10 protein-coding genes and 1 pseudogene are annotated in these 10,813 nt (G+C 66.9%); 5 read left to right on the top strand and 6 right to left on the bottom strand.

Going from position 1 to position 10,813, the window contains the following annotated elements:
• Positions 1-27 precede the first annotated feature (27 nt).
• From NED98_RS23330 to NED98_RS22625, 3 genes are all read right to left on the bottom strand, one after another.
• Positions 28-1,383 carry a sensor histidine kinase gene (locus NED98_RS23330; RefSeq protein ID WP_265314608.1) on the bottom strand — a complete coding sequence of 452 codons (1,356 nt, stop codon included), beginning with the start codon at positions 1,381-1,383 and terminating at the stop codon, positions 28-30.
• Positions 1,380-2,054, bottom strand: coding sequence for a response regulator transcription factor (locus NED98_RS22620; protein WP_265314609.1), 675 nt, complete (start codon positions 2,052-2,054; stop codon positions 1,380-1,382). The genes NED98_RS23330 and NED98_RS22620 overlap by 4 nt, the downstream gene beginning before the upstream one ends.
• Positions 2,055-2,148: 94 nt before the next feature.
• Entirely contained in the window at positions 2,149-4,986 is a 2,838-nt protein-coding gene (locus NED98_RS22625; RefSeq protein WP_265314611.1) for a PAS domain S-box protein, read from the bottom strand.
• Between the two features lie 62 nt (positions 4,987-5,048).
• On the opposite strand from NED98_RS22625, the gene NED98_RS22630 reads away from it, so the two are divergent.
• The 5 genes from NED98_RS22630 to NED98_RS22650 all read left to right on the top strand — a co-directional run bounded on the left by NED98_RS22630 (position 5,049) and on the right by NED98_RS22650 (position 8,839).
• On the top strand, positions 5,049-5,375 hold the full coding sequence (locus NED98_RS22630) for a YnfA family protein (RefSeq protein WP_265314612.1): 327 nt from the start codon (positions 5,049-5,051) through the stop codon (positions 5,373-5,375).
• A 141-nt stretch (positions 5,376-5,516) separates the two neighbouring features.
• Positions 5,517-5,786, top strand: coding sequence for a hypothetical protein (locus tag NED98_RS22635; RefSeq protein ID WP_179514155.1), 270 nt, complete (start codon positions 5,517-5,519; stop codon positions 5,784-5,786).
• A gap of 115 nt (positions 5,787-5,901) precedes the next feature.
• Entirely contained in the window at positions 5,902-6,555 is a 654-nt protein-coding gene (locus NED98_RS22640; protein WP_265314614.1) for a glutathione S-transferase family protein, read from the top strand.
• Between the two features lie 143 nt (positions 6,556-6,698).
• Positions 6,699-7,049, top strand: coding sequence for a YjhX family toxin (locus tag NED98_RS22645; protein WP_265314616.1), 351 nt, complete (start codon positions 6,699-6,701; stop codon positions 7,047-7,049).
• Between the two features lie 158 nt (positions 7,050-7,207).
• The gene (locus NED98_RS22650; protein ID WP_265314617.1) at positions 7,208-8,839 is read left to right on the top strand and encodes a Na+/H+ antiporter; all 1,632 of its coding nucleotides are present in this window, start codon (positions 7,208-7,210) and stop codon (positions 8,837-8,839) included.
• Positions 8,840-8,865: 26 nt separating this feature from the next.
• Here the strand turns inward: NED98_RS22650 and NED98_RS22655 are convergent, their stop codons facing one another.
• The 3 genes and pseudogenes from NED98_RS22655 to NED98_RS22665 form a co-directional block, all read right to left on the bottom strand.
• On the bottom strand, positions 8,866-9,945 hold the full coding sequence (locus tag NED98_RS22655; protein ID WP_265314619.1) for a flavodoxin family protein: 1,080 nt from the start codon (positions 9,943-9,945) through the stop codon (positions 8,866-8,868).
• Between the two features lie 63 nt (positions 9,946-10,008).
• Positions 10,009-10,530 carry a DUF6496 domain-containing protein gene (locus NED98_RS22660; RefSeq protein ID WP_265314620.1) on the bottom strand — a complete coding sequence of 174 codons (522 nt, stop codon included), beginning with the start codon at positions 10,528-10,530 and terminating at the stop codon, positions 10,009-10,011.
• Between the two features lie 168 nt (positions 10,531-10,698).
• A pseudogene (locus NED98_RS22665) lies at positions 10,699-10,813 on the bottom strand (IS5/IS1182 family transposase); the annotation flags it as partial.

The following is a 10,813-nucleotide window of genomic DNA, read 5'->3' on the forward strand; positions in this document are numbered from 1 at the left end:
CGGCCCGATCCTGCCGGAAGAACGCTGTCAGCCCGCCGGCAGGAGCGGAAGGATCAACCGGAATGACGCGCCGCCCGATGGCGCCTCCGTGACCCAGATCCGGCCGCCGTGCCGCCCGACGATCTCCCGCACGAGATTGAGCCCCAGCCCGAAGCCGTGGCCGTTGACGCGGAAGAAGGGGTCGAAGATGCGCTCGCGATCGTCGGCGGGGACGCCTTCGCCCTCGTCGCTGATCGTGATCCCGCTCGATCGGCTGATCTGCGTCGTGATCTGGCCGCGCCCGCCGCCGTGCTGGATCGCATTCTGCAGCAGGTTGGTGATGGCCCGCTCGATCGCCGCGGCATCGCCGAGCACGTCGATCATTTCCTCGTCAGCCTCGAAGACGGGTTCGTAGCCGGCAGCGATCGCGAGCGGTGCGAGATCGAAGACGACCTGCCGCGTCACCGCGACGAGGTTGATCCGCGCCGGCTCGAAACGATGGCCGAAACGCTGGAGATCGAGGAATTGCTCGGTCAGATTGGCCAGCCGGGCGAGATCCTGCAGCAGCAGCACCTTCTCCGGCCCCGCCGGCAGCGCGTCGAGCCGGGTCTGGAGGATCGCGATCGGGGTGCGCCATTCGTGCGCGAGATAGGCGAAGAATTTGCGCTGATGCTCATAGCCGTCGTCGAGCCGCGCGAGCGCGCCGTTGACGGCTTCGACCAGCGGCACGATTTCCTGCGGGACATTGTGCGACGGCAGCCGCGTCCCGCGCCGGTCGACGTCGATCTGCTTCGCGCGCGCTGCGATCGCATCGGCCGAGGCGAGCGCGCGGCGAACCACCAGCGGCGCGGCGATGATCGTCGCGATTGCGGTGATCGCAATCAGCGGCAGGACGACCGAGGCGAACAGCAGGCCGACCGCCGCCAGCAGTCGTCCGGGCGACACCGTGCCATTGGCGCCGGTGAGGATCTGGAGATCGCCGGCAGCGGCATGCACCGTCTTGAGCCGCGCGGCGGGGACGAAATCGCCGTTGAGCATGCTGCCGAACCGCGCCTGCCCGATGCGATCGAGCGCCGCGCCCATCTCGGCATAAGCAGCGGGCACCTTGCCGTAGGCGAGCGTGGCGCCGTCATGCCGGCGCACCACGAACCACAGGCCGGGTGTCTCGGCGCTGCGTGCCGCGAACGCCGGCGTCTCGCGCAGCTTCAACGAGCCGCTGTCGCCGCGCACGACCGCGCTCGCGATCGCGTCGATCGTTTCGTCCTCGGGCTCGAGCGTCATGAAATTGCCGGTCGCCGCCAGCGCCGCGACGATGAGCACCGCCAGCACGGTGAGCAATACCGCCTGCAGCGCCGACAGCCGCCACGTCAGGCTCCAGCGCAGCGACGCGGGGGTGTCGCTCACGATGCCTGCTTCAGCAGATAGCCGATTCCCCTGACCGGATGCACCTCCAGCCCGGCGCCGGCGGCGGCGAGCTTCCGGCGCAGCCGCGAGATATGCGCATCGAGCGTGTTGGACTGGATCTCGTCGTCGAAGCCATAGACCGCATCTTCGAGTGCCTGGCGCGACACCGTCCGTCCGATCCGCCGCAGCAGCACCTGCAGCACGAGCAATTCGCGGCGGGTCAGTTCCAGCCTTTCGCCGCCGACGCGCGCCTCCGGGCCGTTGAAATCGAACGAAAGCTCGCCGAAGGTCTCGACGTCGGCGCGCATGTCCGACGGCCGGCGCATCACCGCCCTGAGCCGTGCGAGCAGTTCCTCGATCGCAAATGGCTTGGAGAGATAATCGTCCGCGCCGGCATCCAGCCCGTCGACGCGATCGTCGATTTCGCGCCGCGCGGTCAGCACGATGACCGGCGCGGCCAGCCCGCGGGTGCGGAGCCAGGGAATGAGCGAAAGCCCGTCGCCGTCGGGCAATTGGCGATCGAGCAGGATCGCATCATAGGAAGCACCCGCCGCCGCTTCTTCGGCCTCGGCGAGGCACGCCACGATATCGACCACCGCGTCATATCGCCGCAGCACCGTGCGCAGCGCCGACGCCAGCTCAGCCTCGTCTTCCAGCAGCAGGATACGCAATAGCCGATCTTCCTTTCGCGCGATTGTCCCCGACGGAGATTGCGGGGACATTGCGCGACTGCCCGGCGCGCGCAACCTTCGTGCATTGCCGTGGTTACGCGCTGGTCGCGACGTCGCGCTCGACCGCCTTGGCGATGGCGATCGCGAGTTGCGACTGGTTGAACGGCTTGCCGAGGCGGATCGCGCTGCTGCGTGCCGCGACATCCTCGCCATAGCCGCTGGCAAGGATGATCGGCGTGCCGGGCCGGATTTCGTCGACCGCCGCGATCAATTCGCTGCCGGTCATATTGGGCATCGCCTGATCGGTCACGATAAGGTCGATATCGTCGCGCGCGCGGAACGTTTCCAGCGCCTCGGCGGCGGAATCGGCCTCGATCACGTCATGCCCGAGATCCTCGAGCAGGGCGGCGGTGTTGATCAGGACGAGCGCGTCGTCGTCGACCGCAAGGATCTTCAGCCGCGGGATTTGCGGTTCGGGCTCCGCGACCGGCTCGGCGGCGGCCGACACCGTGTCATCCTGCGCGACCGGCAGCCAGATGACCGCGCTCGTCCCCTCGCCAGGGCGGCTCAACAGCTCGAACATCCCGCCGATCTGTTGCGCCATGCCGTGGACCATCGCGAGCCCGAGCCCGGTGCCCTTGCCGACACCCTTGGTCGTGAAAAAGGGTTCGGCCGCGCGGCGCACGGTTTCCTCGTCCATCCCGGTCCCCCGATCGGTGATGACCAGCCGGACATAATGTCCCGCTGGCAGCTTGGTCGCGGGATCGTCGGCCAGCACCTCCTTCGACGCCGAAATCAGGATCGGCCCGCCGCCCGGGGTCGCGTCGCGCGCGTTGACGATCAGGTTGAGCAGCGCCATTTCGAGCTGGTTGGCGTCGGCGCGAATGAACGGCAGGCGAAGCGGGAAATTGGTCGAAATCGGCCATTCCGGGCCGATCGACCGCTGGACGAGGTCGCTCATCCCCGCGAGCAGCTGCGGCAGATTGACCCGATCGACCTTGAGATCCTGGCGGCGCGCAAAGGCGAGCATCCGCTGGGTCAGCGTCGCACCGCGCTGCGCGCCCTCGATCGCATTGTCGAGCAGCCTTTTGCTCAGCGGATCATCGGGAACGCGCTTGCGCAACAGATCGAGGCTGCTGAGGACCGCCATCAGCAGATTATTGAAATCATGGGCAATACCACCGGTGAGCTGCCCGATCGCCTCCATTTTCTGCGATTGGAACAACACTTCCCGTGCCTGTTCCAGCTCGCGTTGCGCCTTTTCGCGCTCGGTGATGTCGCGGGTGATCTTGGCGAAGCCGATCGGCACCCCCGCATCGTCGCGAATGGCGTCGATCACCACGCTGGCGCGGAAACGCTCGCCGTCCTTGCGGACCCGCCAGCTTTCGGCGAGGAAGCGTCCCTCGGTACGCGCGGTTTCGAGCGCGCGTTGCGGTTCGCCGTTGGCGCGATCCTCCTCGGTATAGAAGCGTGAGAAATGCTCGCCAATGATCTCGTCGGGCTCGTACCCCTTGATCCGCCGCGCACCCTCGTTCCAGCTCGAAACATGCCCGTCGAGGTCGAGCATGTAGATCGCGTAATCGGTCACGCCCTGAACGAGATGGCGGAACTGCGCCTGGCTTTCGTTGAGCGCCTCTTCGGCGCGGCGGCGTTGGGTGATATCGCGGCCATAGGCGAAGATCATGCCGTTTTCGGTCGAGCTATGCCACTCGATCCAGCGGAAACCGCCGTCGGCGGTCAGCAGGCGGCTTTCGTAATTGGTGAGCTGTTCGTCGTCGCGGGCGCGGGCGAGCGCATCGTCGTTGGCACCGGCATCGTCGGGATGAACGAACGCGCTGAAATGATGCCCCACCACCTGATCGAGCGGATGCCCGAGCATCTGCGCCCAGGACGGGCTGACCGAGCGCAGCACGCCCTCGCCGTCGATGACGACCATCAGATCGCGCGAAAAGGTCCACATGCGGTCGGCGCGGAGCCGCTCGCTCTGGAGCGCGGCGACATTGGCGAGCGCGCCGCCGATCTGCGCGGCGATCAGCCGCGCGATGTCGAGGATGCCGGCATCCTTGCTGCGATAGGGGCTCAGCCCGAGGACGAGCCGGCCGGCACTCTCGCCCGGCCCGGGGATCGCGATTGAGATCGCCTCGCGCGGGGGTCGGTCCCAATCGCCCGTGGGCCAGTCGATGTCGGCGGGAAGCGCGACGATCCGGCCGTTTTCGCCGTCCCCTCGCGAGAGGCGCGTGATCGCCGCTTCGAACGACGATGGCGCGGGATGCGCGGCGTCGCCCGTCAGCTGTAGGCTGGCGAACGGGAAATCGCGGCGATTGGTCGCGAAGGTCGAGCGCACCGCATCGTGGATCGCCGATCTGTCGGTCGCGCCGACCAGCGCCGCGCCGAGCTGGCGTATCGTTTCGAGGCGCCGTTCGCCGATGACGCGTTCGGTCTCTTCGCTGACGATGCACAACAGCCCTCCGACGTCGCCGTCGGCGGTGTGGAGCGGGCTGTAGGAAAAACTGTGATAGGTTTCCTCGGGATAACCGCTGCGTTCGAGCAGCAGCAACAGCGCCTTGTTCCAGGTCGCTTCGCCGGCGCGGACGCGATCGACCTGATCGGCGACCTCGTCATAGACCTCGGACCAGACCTCGCGAAACGGCCGGCCGAGCATCCCGGGATGCTTGATCCCGAGCGTCGGGATATAGGCGTCGTTGTAGAAGAAATGCAGGTCGTCGCCCCAGCCGAGCCACATCTCGAACCGCGAGGTGAGCAGCATCCGCAGCGGGATTTTCAGCGCGTCGGGCCAGCCGCGCGGATCGCCGAGCGAGGTTGCCGTCCAGTCGTGGCGGCGCATGATATGCGCCATTTCGGAATTGCCGGGAAAGACTTCGCACAGGTCTTCGTCGTACATCCAGATCAATAGCCCGCTTCGTTGCGCCACCGTGTCAACGCCCGCCCGGTAATTTGGATGCGTCGAGCGCGCCGGGATGCTACCGGCGGCGCATGCCATCGGTGATCATCTATATCGGCGCGGCGCTGGCGGAGATCGCCGGGTGCTTCGCCTTTTGGGCGTGGCTGCGCATGGCGAGGTCCCCCTTGTGGCTCATTCCGGGCTGCGCGTTGCTCGTCGCCTTCGCCTATCTGCTGACCCGCGTCGATACCGCAGATGCGGGGCGGGCCTATGCGGCCTATGGCGGCATCTACATCACCGCGGCGCTGCTCTGGCTGTGGCTGGCGGAGGGGGTTCGGCCCGACCGCTGGGATCTGGGCGGGGCTTCATTGTGCCTCGCCGGCGCTGCGGTAATCTTCTTCGGGCCGCATCGGCTCTGACGCGTCGAGCGGCGGCGCTCCGATTGCCCGCTGTGCCTATTTTGTCGCTCTCTCTCGCCAAAAATACGCCCCGGTAACCGAATGGGAAAGCGATAGGATTACGTTCGTTACGCATTGCGGGGTGAAAGAAAGGGCGTGTTCATGCGTAACAATGACGAGGCCGATCTGCTGCCGATCAAGGCGGTGCAGGCGTGGGTCGACAGCAAGGGCCACCTCTACCCGACCAAGGAAGCGGCGCTTTATGTCGAGATCGAGCGGCTGCTCGGCCATGTCGGCACCGGCGAAAGCCTGGCGCCGGGCATCGCGCGGGTGCTGGTGGAGAAGCGCGACCGGCTGATGCCGTTGCTCAAGGCTTTCGGCGCGGCGAGCGAGGTCATCGAGGCGATTCCGCTGGCGCAAGCGACGGAATAGCGGCGTCGTCGGCATCGCGGGACCCGTCGCGCGCGAGGGTGGATCGCGAAGCGTAGCCGTGGCAAACCCGTGCCCGAACAACGAGCTACGCATCCCCTCACGCCTGGAGCGCCGCATGAAGCCGACGATCACCGCCTTTGCCGCTTCGCCCGATCGCGGCCGGGGGCTTGCGCGCGATATGCGGGTGCGCTGGGCGTTCGAGGAAGTCGGGCAGCCCTATGACGTCCGCCTGCTGTCGTTTGCGGCGATGAAGGATCCGGCGCATCTCGCGGACCATCCGTTCGGGCAGATCCCGACCTATCGGAACGGCGATCTCGTGCTGTTCGAATCGGGCGCGATCGTGCTCCATATCGCCGAGCGGCACGGGGGGCTGTTGCCCGACGATACGGATGCGCGCGCCCGCGCGGTCGCGTGGATGTTCGCCGCGCTCAACACGGTCGAGCCGCCGATCGTCGAATATGGCATGGCTACGCTCTTCGAGCAGGACAAATCCTGGTACGAGGAACGCCAACAGATGCTCGAGGCGCGTGTCCGCGCGCGGCTGGACGAACTTTCCGCCGCGCTCGGCGATGCCGACTGGCTCGAGGGCGCGTTCAGCGCGGGGGACCTGCTGATGGTCACGGTGCTGCGGCGGATCGAACGATCGGGGCTGTTGGCGCATTATCCGAACCTCGCGGCTTATGTCGCGCGCGGCGAGGCGCGGCCGGCCTATCGGCGCGCATTCGACGCGCAACTGGCGGTGTTCGCCGCCAGCGAGACGAGCGGCTGAGCGCCCAAGCCCGCGAACGGCGTCCTTGCGATCGCGGCGGATCGATATTATCGCTACCCTCTATGTGTTCGTTTGAACTTGTCTCTCGCCAATAGGCGGCCCGGGATAGACTGATCCCTATTGCCGCCCGAGCACGCGATGGAATGCGCTTCCGTCGCGCGGTTGATTTGCCTGCGGCGCGCAACGCCCAATCGTTGCACTGGCGCGGCAGGCGAAGGCGGGACTTGTTTTCAATGAATATATCGAAGGCCGAGCAGCGCGTGCTTCACGCGCTTGCGCAAGGTGGTCGGATTGTTCATCGCCGCGATGAAATTACGCGGGATATTACGAACGTCGATTGTTTCACGAGGGAAGGCTGGCGGCTTTCCAATTGTACGCTGGCGATTTTCCATTCACTCCGCCGCAAACGCCTGATCGCGAGCAAATCGGGCGCGGCCTATCGGATCACCTATCAGGGCCTGCGCTGGCTCAATGGTCAGGCCGATAACAGGTGAAACCGCCGCTGCCGCCGGGATCGCGCGCGGCCCCGGCAGCGGCGGCATTTCCGCCACCGACCGGCGCGTTTAACAAAATGTTGCCGCACGCGTCGCGGGGTTGTCCTGCTATCGTGAGGTTCTAGGTAACCCCGCATCCAGCACGCGGAGCATTGATTTTGGCAGCAGTATCGGTCGTCCTCTTCCTTCTCCTCGCCGTCGTCGTCAGCGGTGCCATATCGAGGATGCTGCCGATCTCGCTGCCGACCCCGCTGGTCCAGATCATGCTCGGTGCGGTCATCGGGCTTTCCACCTCCTATCGCGTCGAGCTCGATCCCGAGCTGTTCCTGCTGCTGTTCCTGCCGCCGCTGCTGTTCCTCGATGGCTGGCGCATCCCCAAGGACGAATTACTCAAGGACGTGTCGACCGTCGTGGAGCTTGCGCTGGGCCTCGTGCTGCTGACGGTGATCGGTATGGGGCTGTTCATCCACTGGATGATCCCGGCGATGCCGCTGGCGGTGGCGTTCGCGCTGGCGGCGGTCGTCTCGCCGACCGATCCGATCGCGGTGTCGGCGATCGCCGCGCGGGTGCCGATCCCGAAGCGGATGATGCACATCCTCGAGGGCGAATCGCTGCTCAACGACGCGTCGGGCCTCGTCTGCCTGCGTTTCGCGATCGCCGCGGCGCTGACGGGCGCCTTTTCGGTCGGGGCGGCGGCGCTCAACTTCCTGTGGGTCGCCGGGGCCGGCCTCGCGATCGGGGTGGTGGTGACGCTCGCCGCCACGCGGGCGAAGGCGTGGGTGACGCGGCGCTGGGGCGAAGATACCGGGTCGCAGATCCTCGTCAGCCTGCTGATCCCGTTCGGCGCCTATCTGCTCGCCGAGCAGGTCCACGCCTCGGGCATCCTCGCGGCGGTGGGCGCGGGGGTGACGATGACCTTCGCGGAAATTTCGCGCCAGGCGCTCGCCGTCACGCGGATGCGGCGCAACTCGGTGTGGGACACGATCCAATTCTCGCTCAACGGCATTATCTTCGTGCTGCTCGGCGAGCAGCTCCCCGGCATTCTCGCCGGCGCGAGGCAGACCGTGGCGGTCACCGGGCACAGCGCGCCGTGGTGGCTCGCGGTCTACGTCCTCGCCATCGTCGCCGGGCTGGCGCTGTTGCGCTCGCTATGGGTATGGATGTCGCTGAGGCTGACGATCCTGCGCAAGCGCAATCGCGGCGAGAGCCTGCAAAGCCCGGACTGGCGGCTGATCGCGGCGATGTCGTTCGCGGGGGTACGCGGGGCGATCACATTGGCGGGTGTGCTCACGTTGCCGCTGGCGCTCGACGACGGCTCGCCGTTTCCGGCGCGCGACCTCGCGATCTTTCTCGCCGCCGGGGTGATCATCGTCTCGCTCGTCCTCGCGAGCGTCGCGCTGCCGATCCTCCTCAGGGACCTGCGCATGCCGCCCGAACCCTCGCGGCAGGCGGAGGAGGACGTGACGCGCATCGCGACCGCGAAGGCGGCGATCGCCGCGATCGAGCAGCGGCAGCATATGCTGGCCGAAGAAAGCGGTGACGCCGATCTCTACACCTCGACCGCGGCGCGGGTGATGGACTTCTATCGCGAGCGCATCGAAGGGCTGAGCGACGGACGTTCGGACGATCTTCGGATGCAGGAACGGTTGTTCGGGGACTTTCTTCTGGCGGGGGTGGCCGCCGAGCGCCGGACGCTGGCGGAACTGGCGCGGCGGCGCGAGGTGGGAAGCGCGACCGTCCAGAAGCTGACCCGCGAACTCGATCTCGCCGAGGCGCGCTTTCGCGGGTGAGCCGTGCGTGCCGGGAACCGGTGGCGTCACTTCGCGCGCGGCTGATCGAGCGTCGCGCCGGCTTGCAGGAATCGTCCCTTGCCCTTCGCCTTGCACGCCTCGCTTAATGTGCGCGCGGCGTTGCGCACCTCTTCCTGGATCGCCTCGTCGCTGTCGAGTGCGGCGTGGCTGGTGGCATAGGGCTCATAATAGCCGATATAGCGATCGAGCTCGGCCTTCACCCCGGCCGGCTGCATCTGCATGAAGCGCATCCAGTCGGACAGCGAGCGGCGAACATTCTCGGCGCCCTCGACATCGCCGTGCACCACCACCCCGAACAGCCGGCCAGCGAGATGGCGCGGATAGGGCCAGCCATCGAGCTCGAGCGCCTTGGCCTTTTTGGCGTCCTTGCCGTGGGTGCTGGTCGGATCGGGATTGCCGCCGTCGGCGCAGACGAGGCGGTCGATCATCAGCTTCAGCGGCGAGGAGCACATGTACCAATTGACCGGCGTGACGATCATCACCCCCTGCGCGGCGACCCATAAAGGGTAGATGTCGTTCATCCAGTCCTGCGTCTCGCCGAGCGAATAGTTCGGATAGCAGGAGCAGGGCCAATGGCAGAGCGCGGCGGCGGTCGAGAAACATGCCTTGCACGGGTGGATATGGCGCCCGTATTCGGAGGCGAGCCGCGAAAGATCGAGGAGGTCGACCGCATGGCCATCCGCTTCGAAGATCGCGCGCGCGATCTCCACGAGGCGCCAGCTCTTCGACATCTCGCCGGGGCAGCTATGTTCGCTGCGTGACGAGCCGTTGATCAGCAGGATGCGCGGCACCGCGTCGGGATCGTCATGAACCCGCTGCGCCTCGTCGATCCGCGCCCGGGCCTCGATCCAGTCGATCGCGAGATCATAGTCCGGATCGGCATAGCCCGGCCCCGCCTTGCGCGTGCGCGGCGACTTGCGCTGGTGCGCATAGGCATCCCAGGCGGCGCCCGCGATGCGATCGAGCTCGGGTTGCAGCGCGTCGAAGGCCGGATCGACGAACTGGCCGCGGAAGCGCTGTTTGAACTCGGCCTCCCCGAGGCGCGGCGAGGGCATGCCTTTGCGGGGCTCGGGTGGCTGGCTCACCGGACCTCCTTTTGTGTCTGCGGTGCGCAACACAACGTCCGGCGGGCCGAAAAGGTCGCGGGATCAGCGCGCCGATCCGTCGCGGCCGGCGCGATGCGCGCGCGTTCTCGCCGCTTTCTGCGCCGCCGCTTTCCGCCCCGCCGCGCCCTTGGTCTCGGCGGCTTTCTTCGCGGCGGCCGATCGCTCCGCCGGGGTCCGGCGCGCTGCCGCCTGTTTGGCCTGCCGCGACAGCGCCTCGTGCGATGCGGTTGATGTCGGCTCGTGCTCGAGTACCTCGGTCACCGCCTTCGACACTTTCGGGCGACGCTTCGGGGTGCGTTCGCCCTGGCCGACCTCATAGGCATATTCGGCGCTCTTGCGGGTGCTTTCCTTGACCGTGCCCTTCCGGGGCGGCGGCAGATCGACTCCGGCGCGGCGCGCTTCCGACAGCCCGATGGCGATCGCCTGTTTGGTCGAGCGCGCGCCATGTTCGCCGTGGCGGATCTTGTCGATTTCCGCGCTGACGAATTCGCCGGCCTGCGTCCCGGGCGACTTGCCTTCGCGTTCGTCCTCGCGGGCTTTCTCGATCGTCTTCCTGTCCGGCATCGCCTTCTCCTTCGCTGGCTGGGACAGAAGGTCGGACAGCGATATGCTATCGCGATCCTCGATGAGGCCAACGCCCTCGCGGCCGGAATGATCCTCGTCGGGCCGATCGCTAACTGGTTTAACGGACTGGCCGGGAAGCCGGCCCCGTGTGGCGCCTAGGGTTAGGACTCAATCGCACCAGAAGGTGATGACGGCAGCGAGGAAGACGCCAGCCATGTAGTTAGCGGCGAGCTTGTCGTACCGGGTTGCGATGCGCCGCCAGTCCTTGAGCCTGCACCAGAGG

Source organism: Sphingomonas lycopersici (assembly GCF_026130605.1).
Lineage (GTDB): Bacteria > Pseudomonadota > Alphaproteobacteria > Sphingomonadales > Sphingomonadaceae > Sphingomonas > Sphingomonas lycopersici.

Coding starts and splice junctions, on each gene's coding strand:
- NED98_RS22640 (WP_265314614.1), top strand. CDS start 5,902: ATGAAGCCGACGATCACCGCCTTTGCCGCTTCGCCCGATCGCGGCCGG.
- NED98_RS22660 (WP_265314620.1), bottom strand. CDS start 10,530: ATGCCGGACAGGAAGACGATCGAGAAAGCCCGCGAGGACGAACGCGAA.
- NED98_RS22645 (WP_265314616.1), top strand. CDS start 6,699: ATGCGCTTCCGTCGCGCGGTTGATTTGCCTGCGGCGCGCAACGCCCAA.
- NED98_RS22630 (WP_265314612.1), top strand. CDS start 5,049: ATGCCATCGGTGATCATCTATATCGGCGCGGCGCTGGCGGAGATCGCC.
- NED98_RS22635 (WP_179514155.1), top strand. CDS start 5,517: ATGCGTAACAATGACGAGGCCGATCTGCTGCCGATCAAGGCGGTGCAG.